The 17,244-nt window shown below is 70.6% G+C and carries 12 protein-coding genes and 1 tRNA gene; 5 read left to right on the top strand and 8 right to left on the bottom strand.

The genetic code is table 11. The features are described 5' to 3' along the window. The first annotated feature begins 113 nt into the window (after positions 1–113). The 3 genes from EV292_RS03045 (at position 114) to EV292_RS03035 (ending at position 2,999) form a co-directional block, all read left to right on the top strand. Positions 114–1,766, top strand: coding sequence for a Na+/H+ antiporter (locus EV292_RS03045; protein WP_132907686.1), 1,653 nt, complete (start codon positions 114–116; stop codon positions 1,764–1,766). Positions 1,767–1,825: 59 nt separating this feature from the next. Then, complete coding sequence (locus tag EV292_RS03040) at positions 1,826–2,554, top strand: DUF2490 domain-containing protein (protein ID WP_132907685.1); 729 nt, start codon at positions 1,826–1,828, stop codon at positions 2,552–2,554. A 175-nt stretch (positions 2,555–2,729) separates the two neighbouring features. Further along, positions 2,730–2,999 carry a hypothetical protein gene (locus tag EV292_RS03035; protein WP_132907684.1) on the top strand — a complete coding sequence of 90 codons (270 nt, stop codon included), beginning with the start codon at positions 2,730–2,732 and terminating at the stop codon, positions 2,997–2,999. A gap of 263 nt (positions 3,000–3,262) precedes the next feature. Here the strand turns inward: EV292_RS03035 and EV292_RS03030 are convergent. After that, a tRNA-Thr gene (locus EV292_RS03030) sits at positions 3,263–3,338 on the bottom strand. Between the two features lie 154 nt (positions 3,339–3,492). On the opposite strand from EV292_RS03030, the gene EV292_RS03025 reads away from it, so the two are divergent. Both EV292_RS03025 and EV292_RS03020 read left to right on the top strand, forming a co-directional pair. After that, positions 3,493–4,737 carry a hypothetical protein gene (locus EV292_RS03025; RefSeq protein ID WP_132908159.1) on the top strand — a complete coding sequence of 415 codons (1,245 nt, stop codon included), beginning with the start codon at positions 3,493–3,495 and terminating at the stop codon, positions 4,735–4,737. 534 nt (positions 4,738–5,271) lie between these two features. Continuing rightward, positions 5,272–9,900 (top strand): NAD-glutamate dehydrogenase domain-containing protein, encoded by a 4,629-nt coding sequence (locus tag EV292_RS03020; protein ID WP_132907683.1) that lies wholly within the window; start codon positions 5,272–5,274, stop codon positions 9,898–9,900. A gap of 347 nt (positions 9,901–10,247) precedes the next feature. Here the strand turns inward: EV292_RS03020 and EV292_RS03015 are convergent, their stop codons facing one another. The 7 genes from EV292_RS03015 to cobS are packed head-to-tail and all read right to left on the bottom strand — an operon-like array spanning position 10,248 to position 17,199. Then, a complete protein-coding gene (locus EV292_RS03015) occupies positions 10,248–10,931 on the bottom strand; it encodes a Fe2+-dependent dioxygenase (protein WP_132907682.1) in 684 nt (227 codons plus the stop codon). 19 nt (positions 10,932–10,950) lie between these two features. Continuing rightward, on the bottom strand, positions 10,951–13,365 hold the full coding sequence (locus tag EV292_RS03010; protein ID WP_132907681.1) for a TonB-dependent receptor: 2,415 nt from the start codon (positions 13,363–13,365) through the stop codon (positions 10,951–10,953). 60 nt (positions 13,366–13,425) lie between these two features. Further along, positions 13,426–13,692 (bottom strand): ribbon-helix-helix domain-containing protein, encoded by a 267-nt coding sequence (locus EV292_RS03005; RefSeq protein WP_132907680.1) that lies wholly within the window; start codon positions 13,690–13,692, stop codon positions 13,426–13,428. Next, positions 13,689–15,515 (bottom strand): cobaltochelatase subunit CobT, encoded by a 1,827-nt coding sequence (cobT, locus tag EV292_RS03000; RefSeq protein WP_132907679.1) that lies wholly within the window; start codon positions 15,513–15,515, stop codon positions 13,689–13,691. Before cobT ends, EV292_RS03005 begins: the two co-directional genes overlap by 4 nt. After that, on the bottom strand, positions 15,515–15,874 hold the full coding sequence (locus EV292_RS02995; protein ID WP_165926999.1) for a HepT-like ribonuclease domain-containing protein: 360 nt from the start codon (positions 15,872–15,874) through the stop codon (positions 15,515–15,517). Before EV292_RS02995 ends, cobT begins: the two co-directional genes overlap by 1 nt. A 16-nt stretch (positions 15,875–15,890) precedes the next feature. Further along, the gene (locus EV292_RS02990; protein ID WP_132907677.1) at positions 15,891–16,193 is read right to left on the bottom strand and encodes a nucleotidyltransferase domain-containing protein; all 303 of its coding nucleotides are present in this window, start codon (positions 16,191–16,193) and stop codon (positions 15,891–15,893) included. Between the two features lies 1 nt (position 16,194). Then, on the bottom strand, positions 16,195–17,199 hold the full coding sequence (gene cobS, locus EV292_RS02985; RefSeq protein WP_132907676.1) for a cobaltochelatase subunit CobS: 1,005 nt from the start codon (positions 17,197–17,199) through the stop codon (positions 16,195–16,197). Between the last annotated feature and the right edge of the window lie 45 nt (positions 17,200–17,244).

The raw sequence follows: 17,244 nt of genomic DNA, 5'->3' as shown, positions 1-17,244 counted from the left end.
GGCCGTCCCGGCGCCGCGGCGCGCCCGGCGACGGCGGGCGTCTTCCTCGGGCGCGGCGGAACCCCGCCGCGGCCACGACCCTTGAAGAGGAATAGCGTCGGGAGAGCCGCGTCTTGGAAGTCGTTACCCTGTGTCTGTTCCTGTTGCTGGCGGTGGTCGTCAGCGGCACCCTGTCGCGGCTGCTGCCCTCTGCCCTGCCCCGCCCGCTCGTCCAGATCGCGCTGGGGGCCTTGATCGGCGCCTTCGCGGGGGTGCGCGTCGTGCTGGATCCCGAGCTGTTCTTCCTGCTGCTGGTGCCCCCGCTGCTGTTCCTCGACGGCTGGCGCATCCCCAAGGACGAGTTGCTGCGCGACGGCGGCGCGGTGCTGGGGCTGGCGCTCGGGCTGGTGTTCCTGACGGTACTGGGACTGGGGCTGTTCGTGCATTGGCTGGTGCCGGCGCTGCCGCTCGCGGTCGCCTTCGCGCTCGCCGCGGTGGTATCGCCGACCGACCCGATCGCGGTCGGCGCGATCGCGCAGAAGGTGCCGATCCCCAAGAGGATGATGCACATCCTCGAGGGCGAGTCGCTGCTCAACGATGCCTCGGGGCTGGTGTGCCTGCGCTTCGCCATCGCGGCGGCGCTGAGCGGCAGCTTCTCGCTCGGCGCCGCGCTGGGCACCTTCGCCTGGATGGCGCTCGCGGGGGTGGCGATCGGCGCGGCGATCACCTGGCTCGCGATCAGCGGCAAGGCGCTTCTCGCGCGGTACACCGGCGGCGACGACGTCGGATCGAACATCCTCGTCAGCCTGCTGATCCCGTTCGGCGCCTATCTCGCGGCGGAGCACGTCCATGCCTCGGGCGTGCTCGCCGCCGCGGCGGCGGGGATCGCGATGACCTTCGCGGGCAGCGGCGTCGCGGTGAGCGCCACCACGCGCATCCGCCGTCGCGGCGTGTGGGACATGCTGCAGTTCACGCTCAACGGCGTGATCTTCGTGCTGCTCGGCGAGCAACTCCCCGCGCTGTTCGCGGGCGCGCGCGGCGCGATCGCGGAGACGGGGCATGACAGCGGCTGGTGGCTGGTCGGTTATGTCGCGGCGATCGTCGCGGTGCTGGCCGCGCTGCGCTTCGGCTGGGTGTGGGTGGCGTTGCAGCTGACGCTGTTCCGTGCCCGCCAGCGCGGCGAGGGACTGGCGGGGAGCCCGCCGCGACGGATCATCGCGGCCATGTCGGTCGCCGGCGCGCGCGGCGCGATCACGCTCGCGGGTGCGCTCACGCTGCCGCTCGCGCTGCCCAGCGGCGCGCCCTTCCCCGGGCGCGACCTGGTGATCCTGCTCGCCTCGGGGGTGATCCTGGCGTCGCTCGCGATCGCCGCGGCGGGGCTGCCGCTGCTGCTGCGCGGTCTGACGCTGCCCGCCGAGGAAGGCGCCGCGGGCGAGCGCTACCGCGCGCGGGTCGCCACCGCCGAGGCGGCCATCGCCGCGATCGAGCATGTCCAGCACGAGATGGCGCGCGATCGCGGCGACGCCGACCGCTACACCGACGTCGCCGCGCGGCTGATGGCGCATTATCGCGCCCGCATTGATCACCTCGATGCCGACGCGGGCACGCGTGATCGCCGCAGCCACGAGGCCGAGATCGAGCGTCAGCTCCGCCTCGCCGCGGTCCGCGCCGAGCGCCAGGCCCTGTTCGACCTCGGACGGCGCCGCGAGATCGGGCTGAGCCTCGCCGAGCAGCTCGGGCGCGAGCTGGACCTCGCCGATGCCCGGCTGACGCGACAGATTCTCTAGACGCTTCCGTCGTGTAAACGTGCATTGCCGGGCGCGGGGGAAGCGGCCATAGCGGCCGGATGACCCGCGCCGCGGCGATCCTCTCCTGTCGGCGCGGCGCGCGCGCTATCCGTGGTGGCGCGGGCGCCTTGCTCCTGCTCGTCGCGCCGACCGCGCGGGCGCAGCAGGAGGACGAGCAGCTCTGGCTGCAGGCCAACACCAACGTGCCGCTGAGCGACGAGGTGCGCGTCACGCTCGAGCAGATCGCGCGGTTCAGCGACCGACAGGAAGGGCTGTACCAGACCGAGTTCGGCGCACTTTTCTCCTATCGCGTCGCGCGCGGGGTGGAGATCGGTGCCGGCTATCGCAAGGTCGGCACGCACAATCGCAACAGCGCCGCGAACGAGGACCGCTTGCGCCAGCAGATGGTGGCGACCTTCGGCCGCTTCAGCTCGCGCTTCCGCATCGACGAGCGCTTCAACCCGCGCGGCGGCGAGATCGGGTTCCGCATCCGCCCGCTGCTGCGCTACAATCATCGCATCGATCGGCGCGGCACCGCGCTCTTCGTCAGCCACGAGAGCTTCTATCTGCCCAACGGCACGCGCTGGGGGCAGCGGCGCGGCTATGAGCGGATGCGCAACATCGTCGGCATCATGCTGCGCCCGGGCGGCGACACCAGCCTCGACATCGGCTACCTGAACCAGTTCCGCCCCGGACGCGACGGCGGGCGTGACCAGATGGACCACGCGCTCACCTTGCAGCTGACGATCAACCTGCACCGGCAGGAGGTCGCACCGCTCCACGATTGAGCGTGGGTCACGCCGGCTTGCGCGGGTGCTTGATAGGCCGCTCGGGACAAGCAGCCGTTCGTCCGGGTCTGTCACGATCGCGTCGTGGTCGCGCCCGACATGTCGCATCCGGAACAAACGCGCGATCGACGCCGTTCTGGCCCGGGAAAGACGAAGACGATCGAAGGGGTAGAAGATGAAGAAGGTTCTCGCATTCGCTGCCGCCGCTGCGCTGACCACGCTCGGCGCATGCAATCAGAGCCCGCGTGAGCAGGCGGCGGACAACATTGAGGCGAATGCCGACGCGGTCGCGGACAACCTCGAAGACCTCGCCGATAATGCCACCACCGAGAATGCCGAGCAGGCGCTCGAGAATCGTGCGGACGCGGTGGAAGAGGCTGGCGAGAAGAAGGCCGACGACATGCGGAGCCACGACGCCGACACGAACCTGAAGAACGGCATCTGAGTCACGACATAGGTGAGCTGCTCCCAAGCGCGGCTCGCTTTGGAGAGGCGCTGCGGCAACGCGGCGCCTCTTTCGCGTAGAGGCGGTGCGACACGCGGGAATCATGGCGCGGGTAAGGCACGGCGTGCCTGTGATCCGGCACGCCGTTCAACGACCCGCCGTCAACTACGTCAGGAAGACCGCCGCTCCTGCCGGGCGAAGGAACAGCCGGCCGCATCGACCTGCTGGTGCTGCGCGAATACCCGAAGGATGAGACTGTAAGGTGGTGCCGCTTACAGGACTCGAACCTGTGACCCCATCATTACGAATGATGTGCTCTACCAACTGAGCTAAAGCGGCCCGATCGCGCCCGGGGGCACCGCATCGTGGAGCGCGCGCTTAGCAGCGGCTCCCGGACGTGGCAAGCGCTTCCGGGCTTTACGCGGAGTTTACCATCCGTGGTGCAGATCAAGCGTGACAGGCCGACTCCGCAGGCCTCACTGGGACGATGAGCATGGACACCCCGCGCGGTTACGACGACCTCCGCCACGACCTCGACCCGACCGAGGGCGGCGTCGGCGAGGCCGTGCTCGCGATCGGCGGCGACGAACGGCGCATGCACGTGCGCGCCTATAATTACTGGGTCTCGCTGCTCGGCGACCGCCCCTACCCCGCCATCGCCGACCTCGAGCCCGCCAGCATCGCCGACTTCGGCGCCAACAGCGTGCTGCTCGACTTCTCCGCGGGCGTGGACGATCCGTCGGTCCAGTTCATCGGCCGCGCGCTGCGCGACGAGTGCGGCGCCGATCAGACGATCGCGCGGATCAGCGACGTGCCCGCGCGCTCGCTGCTGTCGCGGCTGACCGACCATTACCTCCAGATCATCGCCAACCAGGCGCCGATCGGCTTCGAGGCCGAGTTCGTCGGCACGCGCGGCCACGCCACCTTGTACCGCGGCATCCTGATGCCCTTCTCCTCCGACGGTTCGGCGATCGACTTCATCTACGGCGTGATCAACTGGAAGGAGCTGGTCACCGCCGATCATCAGGCTGCGCTCGACCGCGAGCTGTCGGTGGCGCGCGCGCCGCGGCATGATCCGGTCCCCGCCGCCGCCTGGGCCGACGGGCCGCACGCCGACGCCGAGTTCGACGCGCTGCCCTGGCCCGAGGCCGCGCCCGTCGCCTCGCTCGACGACCGGCTCGCCGCCGCGCGCGAGAGCGCGGCCTCGGCGCGCACCGCCGCGACGCGCAGCCACGCCGCGCTGTACCGCGCGCTCGGCCGTGCGCACGATTTCGCGCTGGCCGCCGCGGACGCGCCGGAGCGGCTTGCCGCGATCCTCGACGAGGCAGCGATCAAGGTGCAGGCGCGCGCGCCGATGACCGCGATCGCCAAGCTGATCTTCGGCACCGATCACGACAAGACGCGGCTGACCGAGCTGGCCACGGTGCTCGCCTGGGCCGCGCGCACCGGCGTCGCCGAGGGCGAGCTGGCCGGCGTGCTCGACTCGGTCGAGGGCGGGATCAAGCGCCTCGTCGCCGACGAGCGCGCCGCGCGCCGGCCGGCACCGCGGGCCGCGCCGCGGCTGGCGCCGGTGATCGCGGCGCGCGCGCCGCTGGCCGAGCTCGCGCTCGACAGCGGTTTGCCCGAGGGCGAGCCGGTGGTGCTGCTCGGCCGCGCCGTCGCGGGTGGGATCGTGGTGGTCGGCACCGTCGGCGACGATGCCAGGCTCGCGGCGCAGGTACTGCGGCGGCTCGGTTGAAGGCGGCGGTCGCTGGACTGCGAGGTCGCCACTCGGGCTAAGCGGCTTCAGGCATCACCACATTATCCACCGTCATCCCGAACTCGTTTCGGGATCCACGGGTCCGTACACAAAAAGGGTTCATTGTCGCGGAAGCGGCTTACTCCCGTCATCCCGGGCCCTTCGACAAGCTCAGGAGAGCCTCGATCCGGGATCCATGGTGCTGCGAGAGCCGCCGGCGTTGCTCTCACGGAGGAATGGATCCCGGCGCGAGGCCGGGATGACGAATGAGGGAAGAGAAAGCGGCCTCCCTCATCGCAGCGTATCACCCGCGAATAGTAGCGGCAGATCAGACCGCCGAAGATGCAAGCCGCCTTTTGGGTCCGGAGCCACGGCACGGCAAACGCGCCGGCAGTTGCGCCCGAGGATCGGTGGATCCTGAGACAAGCTCAGGATGACGCTGGCGTTGGGCGACGCCCCCCTCCCCGCTCCGCATCCGCTGTTCCTTCCCCGGCGGGGTTGAGCCGCGTCGCTGCCCGGCGCATAGCGCAGGTCATGGTCGAGAAGTCTCTGCAGAAACTGTCTGCCGCGCTCGCGGCGCGGCTCACCCATCGCGCGCTTCCCGGGGAGATCGCCGGCTTCGGCGAGGACAAGCAGGCCGAGGCGGCCGCCTTCCTGGCCGAGACCGCGGCGCATCGCGCCCCCGGCACTGCCGCGCTCGCGCTGGAGCAGCTGCCCGGCGACGGCGCGCGGCGCCGCATGCGGCTCGCCATCGTCAACGACGACATGCCCTTCCTGGTCGATTCGGTCGCCGCCGCGATCGGTGACCGCGACATCGCGGTCGATCGCGTGATCCACCCCGTCATTCGCGTCTCGCGCGACGCCGACGGCACGCTGACCGCGATCGAGGAGGCCAGCGGCCACGCCGAGTCGATGATCTACGTCGAGCTCGAGCGCGTCGACGCCAAGGACCGTCGCGCGCTGACCGACGAGATCGAGCGGCTGCTGCGCGACGTGCGCGTGGCGGTGGGCGACTGGCGCCAGATGCAGGCCGCGCTCGCCGCCGACGCGGGCATGCTCGACGACACCGGGCACGATCCCGAGGGCGCCAACCTGCTGCGCTGGTTCCTCGACCGTCACTTCACGCTGCTGGGCCACGAGCGCTGGCACGTCGACGGCCATGCCGACGCGGCCGAACCGCTCGGCATCGCGCGCAACGACCATGAGGTGCCGCTGCTCGCGGAGCGCTCGCGCCGGCTCGCGGTGGAATATTTCACCGCCGGCAACGCCGCGCCGCTGCTGCTCAAATCGAGCCTGATCTCGCCGGTGCACCGCCGCGTTCCGCTCGATCTGCTGGTGGTGCCGCTCGCCACGGGCGGTACGGTGACGGGGCTGTCGATCCACGCCGGCCTGTGGACCTCGGCCGCGCTCAATGCGCCGCCGCGCAGCGTGCCGGTGCTGCGCCAGCGGCTGGCGGCGAGCGAGGCCAAGTTCGGCTTCGATCCCGCCGGCCATACCGGCAAGGCGCTGACCCACGCGATCGCGACGCTGCCGCACGACCTGATGATCGCGGTCGACGCCGCGGGGATGGAGGAGCTCGCGCTCACCGCGATGAGCCTTGCCGACCGGCCGCGTCCCAAGCTGGTGCTGGCGCGCTCCCCGCTCGGCCGCCACCTCTACGCCTTCGTCTGGCTGCCGCGCGACGAGATGACGACCGCGCGCCGCGTCGCGATCGGCGACATGCTGGCGGAGGAGGCCAACGGCCAGATCCTCAACTGGACGACCAGCGTCGAGGACAGCCGCACCGCGCTGCTGCGCTACACGATCGACCTGCGCGGCGCCGGCCGTCTGCCCGACGCCTCGCTGCTCGACGCGCGGCTGGAGAAGATGGTGCGCGGCTGGGCGCCGTCGATCGAGGCGGCGCTGGCCGACGAGGTCGGGCCGGCGCGTGCGGCGCGACTGGCGCTGCGCCACGCCGCCGCCTTCCCGCCGCGCTACCGCACCGGCGCCACCCCCGACGAGGCGGCGCGCGACATCGTCTCGATCGCCAACCTGGTCGACGACGCCGACCGCGAGGTGCGCTTCACCGCCGGCGGCGACGGCATGCTCCACCTCAAGGTCTATCGCCAGGGAGGCCCGCTGGCGCTGTCCGACGCGGTGCCCGCGCTGGAGCATTTCGGCTTCCGCGTGATCGAGGAGATGCCGACCGGGCTGACCGACGAGGAGCGCTCCTCGATCCACGACTTCACGCTCGAGACCGCCGCCGACGTGCCCGCGGTGCTCGCCGCGGCGGAGACGCTGCAGGAGGCGATCGCGCAGGTGCTTGAGGGCCGCGCCGAGGACGACGGCTTCAACCGGCTGATGCTCGAGGCCGGCCTGTCGCCGTCGGCGGTGGTGCTGTTCCGCGCCTGGTTCCGCTACCTGCGCCAGGCCGGGATGAGCTACGGCATGGCGACGGTGGTGGAGACGCTGACGCGCGCGCGCGATGTGACCAAGGCGCTGGTCGACCTTTTCGCCGCCCGCCACGACCCCGCGCGTCCCGGCGATGCCGATGCCGCCGCCGCCGCGATCGACGCCGGGCTCGACGCGATCACGGGGATCGACGACGACCGCATCCTGCGCGCCTTCCGCGCGGTGATCGATGCGACGCTGCGTACCAACGCTTATACCGAGGCGGCGAACGAGGCGCTGGCGTTCAAGCTCGACAGCGCCCGGATCCCCGGCCTGCCCGCGCCGCTGCCGTGGCGCGAGGTCTGGGTCTACTCGCCGCGGGTCGAGGGCATCCACCTGCGCGCCGGCCCGGTCGCGCGCGGCGGCCTGCGCTGGTCCGACCGGCGCGACGATTTCCGCACCGAGATCCTCGGCCTGATGAAGGCGCAGCGCGTCAAGAACGCGGTGATCGTGCCGACCGGCGCCAAGGGCGGCTTCTACGCCAAGCAGCTGCCGGCGCCGGGCAACCGCGACGCGTGGCTGGCGGAAGGCACCGAGGCCTATCGCATCTTCATCCGCACCCTGCTGTCGATCACCGACAATATCGTCGCCGGCGAGGTGGTGCATCCCGACGGTGTGGTCGTCCACGACGGCGAGGATCCGTACTTCGTCGTCGCCGCCGACAAGGGCACCGCGACCTTCAGCGACGTCGCCAACGCGATCGCGCTGGAGCGCGGCTTCTGGCTGGGGGACGCCTTCGCCAGCGGCGGGTCGCAGGGTTATGACCACAAGGCGATGGGCATCACCGCCAAGGGCGCCTGGGTCTCGGTCCAGCGCCATTTCGCCGAGCGCGGGCTGGACGTGCAGACGCAGCCGATCCGCGTCGTCGGCTGCGGCGACATGTCGGGCGACGTGTTCGGCAACGGCATGCTGCTGTCGAAGGCGATCCGGCTGGTCGCCGCCTTCGACCACCGCCACATCTTCCTCGACCCCGATCCGGACGCGGCGGCGAGCTGGGCCGAGCGCGACCGCCTGTTCGCGCTGCCGCGGTCGAGCTGGTCCGATTACGACACCGCTTTGATCTCGCCGGGCGGCGGCGTGTTCGCGCGCGACATGAAGTCGATCCCGCTCTCGCCCGAGGTGCGCGCCGCGCTCGGCATCGCGGCGGAGCGGCTCGAGCCGACCGCGCTGATCTCGGCGATCCTGAAGAGCCCGGTCGACCTGATCTGGTTCGGCGGCATCGGCACCTATGTGAAGGCCGCGTCCGAGAACAACGCCACCGTCGGCGATCCCGCCAACGATCGGCTCCGGGTCGACGCCGAGGAGCTGCGCGCCACCGCGATCGGCGAGGGCGCGAACCTCGGCGTCACCCAGGCCGCGCGCATCGCCTTCGCGGCGAGGGGCGGGCGGATCAACACCGACTTCATCGACAATTCGGCCGGCGTCGACTGTTCGGACAATGAGGTCAACATCAAGATCGCGCTCAACCGCGAGATGATCGAGGACCGGCTCGGGTTCGACGACCGCAACGCATTGCTCGGCGCGATGACCGACGATGTCGCGCGGCTGGTGCTGGAGGACAACCGCCTCCAGACGCTCGCGCTGTCGATCGCCGAGGGCGGCGGGGTGCAGGCGCTGCCCAGCTATGTCCGGCTGATCGAGGTGTTCGAGGAGAGCGGTCGGCTCGACCGCCGCGTCGAGGGGCTCGGCAGCAACACCGACCTGCTTCGCCGCAGCAGCGACGCGCGCGGGCTCACCCGCCCCGAGCTGGCGGTGCTGCTCGCCACCGCCAAGCTCGCGCTGCAGGACGCGATCGAGCATTCGGCGCTCGGTGACGACCCGGCGCTGTCGGAGGACCTCCACGCCGCCTTCCCGCCCGCGATGCGCGAGCGCTTCGCCGCCGCGATCGACGCGCACCGGCTGCGCCCGCAGATCGTCGCCACCAAGCTGGCCAACCGCGTCATCAACCGGATCGGCATCCTCCACCCGTTCGAGCTGGCCGAGGAGGAGGGCGCGACGCTCGCCGATATCGCCGCGATGTTCGTGGTGGTGGAGCGCCAGTTCGGCCTCACCGCGCTGTGGCACGCGATCGAGACCGAGCCGATGCCCGAGAGCGGCCGGATCGCGCTGTTCGACGAGACCGCGGTGGCGGTGCGCTCGCAGATCGCCGATCTGCTGCGCACCACCGCACCGGCCACGCCGCCCTCGGCGGTGCTGGCACGGCTGTCGGCGGGGATCGAGCGGCTCGACGTCGCCGCGGGCGAGCTGCTGCTCGACGAGGCGCGCGCACACTCGCGCCGCATCGCCGACACGCTCGAGCAGGCCGGCGCGCCGCACGACCTCGCCACCCGCGTGGTGCGGCTGTTCGAACTGGACGGCGCGGTCGGGCTCGCCGACCTCGGCGAGCGTGCCGGCATCGAGGAGACGCGGCTGGCGCGCGCCTTCACGCGGCTCGGTCAGGCGCTGGGGCTCGACTGGGCGCAGTCGACCGCGACGCGCATCTCGCCGAGTGATCCATGGGAGCGGCTGCTGATCGCTGGCCTCGCGCGCGACTTCCAGCAGCTTCGGCTTGATTTCCTCGGCCGCGGCGGGGCGGGCGATCCGGAGGCGCTGGTGGCCGACTGGCTCGCGCGCAACGGGGCGCGCGTGGCGCAGTTCCGCGCGGTGATCGACCGAGCGCGCAACGCGCAGGCGCCGAACGCGGCGATGCTGGCGCAGATCGCGAGCCAGGCGCGCGTGCTGCTGGGGCGGTAGGAAGGGCGGCGGGGGAACGATCCTCGTCGGCGACAATACCTCGGCGCGCCTTTAACCGTTCGTCATCCCGGACTGGGTCCGGGATCCAGCCTTCCGCAGGAACAACGCTTTAGGAGTGTGCGGCACGCTGGATCCCGGACCAAGTCCGGGATGACGGGGGGTGCCGGTGTAGTATCGATCATGCGACGCTCCCCTGCGAGGCAGGGGTGTCCGACAATCCCCTCAGTGCGGCACGACGCTCAGATCCACCCCGGCCTTGTCGTACAGCGCGAAGCGGAGGGGCCGCGGTCCGGCGGCTTCCCGGCGTCGGAGCGCGCGCCCCGGCGCCGCCGCCGCCCCAACCGCGCTCAGGCGTCCGCCCAGCGGCGCAACAGATTGTGGTACACGCCCGTCAGCCTGACGGTCGCCGACGCCCCCTGCCCCTGCGCGGCGGCGACGTCCTGCACCCCCTGGTCGAGCTCGAACAACAACCGGCGCGCGCCGTCGTCGCGCACCATCGACTGAATCCAGAAGAAGCTCGCCACACGGGTGCCGCGCGTCACCGGCTCGACCCGGTGCAGGCTCGACGCGGGATAGAGCACCATATGCCCGGCGGGCAGCTTGACCCGCTGCTCGCCGAACTGATCCTCGACCACCAGCGCGCCGCCGTCATACTCATCGGGACCGGCGAGAAACAGCGTCGCGGAGAGGTCGGAGCGCAGCCGGAAATCGCCGCCACGCCGCAATCGCACCGCATTGTCGACGTGGAGCCCGAACTCCTGCCCCCCGGCATAGCGGTTGAACAGCGGCGGCCAGACCTTGAGCGGCAGCGCCGCGGCGACGAACAACGGGGTGCGCCCGAGCGCGTCGAGCACGATCGCGCCCGCCGCGCGCGCCGCCTCGCCGTCCTCGGGCAATTGCTCGTTGCGCTTGGCCAGCGCGGCCTGCGGCCCCGAGGTGGCGTTGCCGTCGACCCACCCGGCGGGGTCGATCAGCCCGCGCACGCGCGCCAGGGCGGCGGCGTCGAGCACCTCGGGGATCGCGATCAGCATGATGCGGCCTGTACCGCGCTCAGAAGCGGTAGAACAGGCTGAGCACCGCCTGCCGCCGGTCGCCCGGCATCGCCCAGCCGCCCGTCACCACGCCGGTCGTCGCGTTTGCGTTGTTGCGCACGTTGGTGAGATACTTCTCGTCGGTGAGGTTCTGGACGTTGAGCTGTAGCGTCATGTCGTCGCGGAACGTGTATCCCACGTACGCGCGGTGGATCAGATAATCGTCCACCAGCGGCGCCGCGGCGCTGGCGAGCCCGGGGACATACGTGGTGAAGCGCCCCTGATAGGTCAGGCCGTAACCCAGCTCCAGTCCGAACGGCAGCTTGTAGGTGGTGAACAGGCTGCCCGAATGTTTGGGCGTCTGGACCAGCGCGAAGCCGCGCTGCGGGTCGGGGTTGGCGAGGCTGTTGCCGCACCCGGCGGATCCCGGTGCGCGCAGGCAGAAGTCGGACACCGACTGGCGCACCTCGCTGTCGAGATAGGTGTAATTGGCGAAGATCGTCCACGCCGGGGTGATGCTGCCCGAGATCCCGAGCGCGATGCCGTTGACCCGGCTGCGCCCGTCGAGCACCTGGATCGTCGGCAGCGCGGGATCGTTCGAGGGGATGCGGTAATTGGTGCGCTCGTTGCGGAACACCGCCGCGGTCAGCTCCAGCTTGCGCGCGAACAGGCCCGCCTTGATCCCCGCCTCATAGTTGCGCGCGGTTTCGGGCGCGACGTCGCACGTGTCGGTCACCACCGTTCCGGAGACGCTGACGCAGCCGGCGCGGACGCTCGCCGACGAGGGCGTGCGGGCATTGCCGACCCCGGCATAGACGCTGACGTCGGTGACCGGATGGACCACCGCGCCGACGCGCCAGGAGAACAAGCGCTCGCGATTGTCCTGCCGCAGCAGCGCGGGATTGGGCTGGGTCACGCCGGGGGCGAGCGACGGCAGCGGCAACGCGCGGAAGGTGGCGTGCTGCTGCTCCCAGCGCACCCCGCCGTTGAGCTCGAAGTAGCGACCGAGTTCGAGCGTGTCGAACGCGTAGACCGCGATATTCTCACTGGTCGAGCGCGAGTGCGCGGTGGTGACGTAGTTGATCGGCCCGCGGTAGGTCGTATCGGGGTTGGTGATCGCCAGCACCGGCAGCGGCGTCGTCGCCGCGCCATCGGCGTTGCGCAACAGCGAGCCGGAGACGATCGCATAATCCTCGATCAGCGCCGACATGCCGATGTTGGCGACGTTGCGCACCCGCCCCTCGGTGCCATGGTCGAGCCGCAGGTCGGTCTGGTTGGCGAGCAGCTGGTTCTCCTGATCGCGCACCAGCCCGCGCGGCCCGGACGGGAGCCACTGCCCCGGCGCGAGCCCGGTCGGGCAGGCGAGCCCCGCGGTGTCGGTCGCGCTGGCGGCGACCGGCTGGCGTCCGGTCGCGCCGAGGCAGAAGGTGCCCTGCGGCGCGCTGGTGACGCTATATTGGCCGACCCGCTGCCAGCGTGACAGGTTGCGGACCGAGACATGGTCGTCGACCGCGTGACGCAGCGTCACCGTCAGCCGGTCGACCGTGACGTCCTGCCGGTCGAGATTGCGGTAGCCGTAATAATCGCTGCGATCGACTCCGGGGAGCACGCCGTCGACCACGGTGCCGCGGTTGAACGGCACGCCGTAGAGCGGCGTGTTCCTGTCCTCCTGGTGCAGGTAGGCGATCGTCAGGCTGGTGGGGCCGCCGATGCCGATCGTCACCGCCGGGGCGACGCCCCAGCGCTCGTACTTCTCCACGTCGCGCCCGGGCACGTCATTGTGGTGGTACATCGCGTTGAGCCGCACCGCGACATCGTCGCCGACGCGCTCATTGGCGTCGAGCGCGGCGCGATAATAACGATCGGTGCCGACCGCCGCCTGCGCGATCGTGAGATCCTCCGCCAGCGGTTCCTTGCTGACGAGATTGATCGTACCGCCGACCGAACCCGAGCCGTTGAACACCGAGTTGGCGCCGTTGTAGACCTCGATCTGCTGGAGATTGAACGGGTCGGTACGGCTATATTGCGCGCTGTCGCGCAGGCCGTCGACGGTGAGGTCGTTGTTGGCCGAATAGCCGCGCAGGTTGATGGAATCGCCGTAGCCGCCCCCACCCTCACCGGCGCCGAAGGTGATGCCGGGGATGATCTGGAGCGCGTCGCGCAGCGTCATCAGATTCTGTTTGCGCAGCACCTGCTCGGGGATGACCGTGATGGTCTGCGGCGTGTCGATCAGCGCGGCCGTGGCCTTGGGGCTCTCCACGGTGATCGGTGCATCCGCCTTGCCGGTGACGACCACGTCGTCGCGATCGATCGCGCCACGACCATCCTGAGTCGACGGCAGCGGCGCGCGCGCCGGCGCCTCGGCGACGGCGGGCGCAGAGGCGATGAAACCAACGCAGGACAGCGCCAGGAACGACGCGGACGAAGACGACATGATGCTGATCCCCCTTTTCGTTGCGGGGTCAGCTATTGCGAAACAGTCGCACCGTCAATGCTAATGCGAGCCGCTCTCATCCTTGTCGCAGGCGAGCGCCATCAGCCACGTCCGTAACGCGCTGGCAAGATTGGCAGGTTCGCTCTCGCGGATGCGCAGCGCGTCGATCTGCGCCACCAAAGCGGACAGCGGTAGCGCCTGCGCCGCCGCGGCGCGCTCGAGGGCCGACCAGAAGATCGGCTCGAGGCTGATCGAGGTCTGGTGCCCCGCGATGGTGATCGAGCGTTTGACCGGGCCGACGAAGCCGCCCGGCGGGGACACGATCATTCGGCGTCGAACAGCGCGGCGAGCTGCTCGATGATCGTGCCGCCGAGCTGCTCCGCGTCCATGATCGTCACCGCGCGGCTGTAATAGCGCGTGACGTCGTGGCCGATGCCGATCGCGACCAGCTCGACCGACGACTTCTTCTCGATCCAGCCGATCACCTGGCGCAGATGGCGCTCCAGATAGGAGCCGGTGTTGACGCTCAGGGTGGAGTCGTCGACCGGCGCACCGTCCGAGATCACCATCAGGATGCGCCGCTCCTCCGGCCGCGCGAGCATGCGCGCGTGCGCCCAGAGCAAAGCCTCGCCGTCGATATTCTCCTTGAGGAGCCCCTCGCGCATCATCAGCCCGAGCGCGTTGCGCGCGCGCCGCCATGGCTCGTCGGCCTTCTTGTAGACGATATGGCGTACGTCGTTGAGGCGGCCGGGCTGCGGCGGGCGCCCCGCGGCGAGCCAGGTCTCGCGACTCTGCCCGCCCTTCCAGGCGCGCGTGGTGAAGCCGAGGATCTCGGTCTTGACGCCGCAGCGCTCGAGCGTGCGCGCGAGGATGTCGGCGCTGATCGCCGCGATCGAGATCGGGCGACCGCGCATCGAGCCGGAATTGTCGATCAGCAGCGTCACCACCGTGTCGCGGAACTCGGTGTCGCGCTCCACCTTGTAGCTGAGCGACTGGGTCGGGTTGACCACGACGCGCGCCAGCCGCGCCGCGTCGAGCAGCCCCTCGTCCTGATCGAAGTCCCAGGAGCGCGATTGCTGCGCCATCAGCCGGCGCTGCAAGCGGTTGGCGAGGCGCGACACCGCCGACTGGAGGTGCACCAGCTGCTGGTCGAGATAGCCGCGCAGCCGCGCCAGCTCGTCGCTGTCGCACAGGTCGGTCGCGGCGATCACCTCGTCGAACTGGGTGGTCCACACGCGATAGTCGAAGTCGGGGCCGAGATCGGCGGTGGGGCGGTTGGGGCGGACCGGCTGCATCCCCTCCTCGCCGTCGTCGCCGGGCTCGCCCTCGGCGTCGTCGTCGAGATCGTCGCCCTCGAGCTGCTCGCTCTCGCCCTCGCTCGACTCGTCGTCGCGCTGCTGGCCGCGCGCCTCCACCTCGGACTCGCCCTCGCTGCCCTCGGCATCGCCCTCGTCGGGCTGGTCGGTGTCCTGCCCCTCCTCGCCCTCTTCCTCGTCGCCGCCCTCGTCGCTCTGCTCGGGGGTGCGATCACCCTCGACCAGCTCGAGATCCTCGAGCAGCTTGCGCGCGAGCCCCTGGAAGGCGCGCTGGTCGTCGAGCGCGAGCGCGAGCGTCGCGAGATCGGCGCGCTCCTCGACCCACTCGCGCACCAGCGCCAGCCCGGGCTCGGTCGCGACGGGCGGTCGCTCGCCGGTGAGCGCCTCGCGCACCATCAGCCCGAGCGCGGTGGCGAGCGGCACCTCGCTGCGGTTGCGCGCGCGCAGGATCGGGTCGGCGCGCAACCGCACGTCGAGCGCGGTGGCGAGATTGGCGGTGATCCCCTGATAGCCGCGGCTGCCGAGCGCCTCGACGCGCGCGTCCTCGATCGCGTCATAGACGCCGCGCGCGGTGGCGTCCTCGGGCGCGCCGCGGGCATGGAGCGCGGTGTCGTGGTGGCGAAGGCGCAGCGCGAAGGAGTCGGCGAAGCCGCGCGCCTCGGCGACCTGGTCGGCGGGCAAGGTGCGCGCCGGCATCGGCACGCGCAGGTGCTTGCCCGACTGCGCCGGCGCGTCGGCGGTGAAGGCGAGCTCCACCTCGGCCACGTCGGACAAAGCGCGCGCGGTGCCGCCGAGCACGGACTTAAAGCGGTCGAGCGGGGTATCCGTGGCCATCAGCCCTCCAACGCGCGCAGCGCCGCCTGGCGCAACGCGGGCACGTCATTGCGGACCAATCCGAACAGGATGGTCAGGTCGATGTCATCATAGGCGTGGCGCAGCACGTTGCCGAGCCCGCGCACACGCTCAAACGGCACGTCCGGGGCGATCGCCGCGAACTGCTCGGGACCGAGCTTCACCACCGCCTCGGCGATCCGCTCTCTCGCCTGCGCCGCCTCAGCTGAGCCGTGCTCCTGCGCAAGCAGGAGCCTAGGGCCACGAACGTCGCGCCTGTGACCCTGGGCTCCTGCGTCTGCAGGAGCACGCTCATCGGCGTAGACGTCGATGCGGTCGGCATTGTCGACGATGTCGCGCAAGCGCCGCGCGACGTCCTTAGTAGACACGGACACGATCCCGGTCGATCTCGGCCTGGAGCGTTGCTTTGCGCGCGGGCTCGGTGACAAGGTCGACTCGCCGACCGATCATCCCGGCGATCGTGTCGCTCAATCCGAAGAAGGCGAACGGGCCCGCAGCACGTACCGTGTCATAGTCGAGCGCAGCGGCGAGATCGATGTCCGACTCCGCGCCCGCCTCGTCGCGCGCGGTCGAGCCGAAGAGCGAGAGCGCGCGGATGCCGAGCGCACGCAGCTCCGGCTCGCGCGCACGGAGCAGGTCGATCGCCTCGTTTCGCCTCACCTCACGCCTTCGCCGCGACGCTCTCCGGCAGGTCCTTGCCGAACACGCGCTGGTAATATTCGGCGACCAGGGCACGCTCGGCCTCGTCGCACTTGTTGAGGAACGACAGCCGGAACGCGAAGCCGACGTCGCCGAAGATCAGCGCGTTCTGCGCCCAGCTGATCACCGTGCGCGGGCTCATCACCGTCGAGATGTCGCCGTTGACGAAGCCGCGGCGGGTCAGGTCGGCGACGCGCACCATGTTCTCGACCAGCTTCTTGCCCTCGGGCTTGTCATACTCGCCCGACTTGGCGAGCACGATGTTGGCCTCGGTCGCGGCCGGCAGATAGTTGAGCGTGACCACCACGTTCCAGCGATCCATCTGGCCCTGGTTGATCTGCTGCGTGCCGTGGTAGAGCCCGCTGGTGTCGCCCAGCCCGACCGTGTTGGCGGTCGCGAACAGGCGGAACCACGGGTTCGGCCGGATCACGCGATTCTGGTCGAGCAGCGTCAGCTTGCCCTCGGTCTCGAGCACGCGCTGGATCACGAACATCACGTCGGGGCGGCCGGCGTCATATTCGTCGAACACCAAAGCGGTCGGCGTCTGCAGCGCCCAGGGCAGCAGGCCCTCGCGGAATTCGGTGACCTGCTGGCCGTCACGCAGCACGATCGCGTCGCGCCCGACCAGGTCGATGCGGCTGATGTGCGCGTCCAGGTTGATGCGGATGCACGGCCATTTCAGCCGCGCGGCGACCTGCTCGATATGGCTCGACTTGCCGGTGCCGTGATAGCCCTGCACCATCACGCGGCGGTTGTGCGCGAAGCCGGCGGCGATCGCCAGCGTGGTGTCGGGATCGAACACATAGGCGGGATCGAGATCGGGGACGCGCTCGTCCGCCTCGCTGAACGCCGGCACCTGCATGTCGCTGTCGATGCCGAACAGGTCGCGGACGCTGACCATCTTGTCGGGCGCGTCGAGGATGGTCGTGTCGCGGCTGTCGGGCTGGGTATTGGGCAGATCGGTCATTCGCGGGCACGCCGTTCGCTGGAGGATGCCGTTCCAGTGGGAACG

Origin of the sequence: Sphingomonas sp. BK235, from assembly GCF_004345855.1 — a bacterium.
Classification (GTDB): domain Bacteria; phylum Pseudomonadota; class Alphaproteobacteria; order Sphingomonadales; family Sphingomonadaceae; genus Sphingomonas.
Note: the sequence above shows the minus strand (reverse complement) of the source record. Positions and strands in the feature narration are given on the sequence as shown.